This is a genomic window from Micromonospora sp. NPDC047620 (genome assembly GCF_043205005.1).
In the GTDB taxonomy this organism is placed as follows: Bacteria; Actinomycetota; Actinomycetes; order Mycobacteriales; family Micromonosporaceae; genus Micromonospora.
Map to the genome: position 1 here is coordinate 1 of NZ_JBIDDG010000197.1, position 1,061 is coordinate 1,061.

The 1,061-nt window shown below is 65.5% G+C and carries 2 protein-coding genes; both read right to left on the bottom strand.

The annotated features are described in order from the left end of the window. Window positions 1-779, bottom strand: a 779-nt coding sequence (locus ACGF5C_RS35215) for an SDR family NAD(P)-dependent oxidoreductase (RefSeq protein WP_393308803.1), incomplete at its 3' end; no start/stop codon positions are given. Between the two features lie 85 nt (window positions 780-864). After that, window positions 865-1,061, bottom strand: a 197-nt coding sequence (locus ACGF5C_RS35220) for a hypothetical protein (RefSeq protein WP_393308805.1), incomplete at its 5' end; no start/stop codon positions are given.

The window sequence follows — 1,061 nt, forward strand, 5'->3', positions numbered from 1 at the left end:
TAGGACGAGCCGATGATGCGGACGCGGAGGTCGCTCAGGTGGGCGTCGGCGCCGACGAGGATCTTGGCCTTGCCCTTGGCCGTTCCGTCCAGGATGACGCAAGCCGCCTTCTCGGGGGTGGTGCGAGCGAGGCGGTCGAACAGCTGGACGAGGTGCTGCAGTTCCTCGGGGTTGGTGCCGGTGGCCTTCGTCGCGATGGCGGTGCGAACGCCGCCGGGGTGCACGCTGGACACGGTGACCGGATGTCCGGCGGTGAGCATTTCCTGGCGTAGCGATTCGGTGAAACCTCGAACGGCGAATTTGGCCGCGTTGTAGGCACTTTGAGTGGGAACGGCGAACAGGCCGAAGACGCTCGAGGTGTTGGCGATGCGGCCGTCGCCGGAGGCGATCAGGTGTGGCAGGAACGCCTTGGTGCCGTGCACGACACCCCAGTAGTCGACATCGAGGACGCGGGACAGATCTTTGATGTCGCTGTTCTCGACGGTACCGACGAAACCGATTCCGGCGTTGTTGAATACGTCGTGCACGGCCCCGAACCGCGCGAGGACGGTCTCGGCAAACCGCAGCATCTGTTCGTATTCGGCGACGTCGAGGACGGCTGTCTCCACTTGGGCGTTGTAGGCGAAGCATTGGGCAGCGGTTTCGGCGAGTTCTTCGGCGTCGAGGTCGCACAATGCCAGGTGTGCGCCGCGGCGGGCGAGTTCGATTGCGAGGCTGCGACCCATTCCTGATGCGGCGCCGGTGACGACGGCGACGCGGCCGCGGTAAGGCTCGGACATGATTCTCCGGTAAGAGTTTCGGTGGTGGGTACGAGGCGATTGCAGGTGGTCGGTGCGGCATCGGGGTCCGCACCGACCGCGAAAATCAACTGTCGATGCGGTTCAGGTAGGCGCGGCGCCGCTGCTGGTCGTACCGGCCGGGTTCGCGACCGACGAATCGGCGCTTGACCGCGCGCAGAGCCGTCTCGGGAAAACCTAGTTCGACGGTGCACATCGGAGCGAGCCAACGGGGGATCGTCACTTCGGCACGCCGGTGGCGAACGGTATCGGCGATCGACTCGC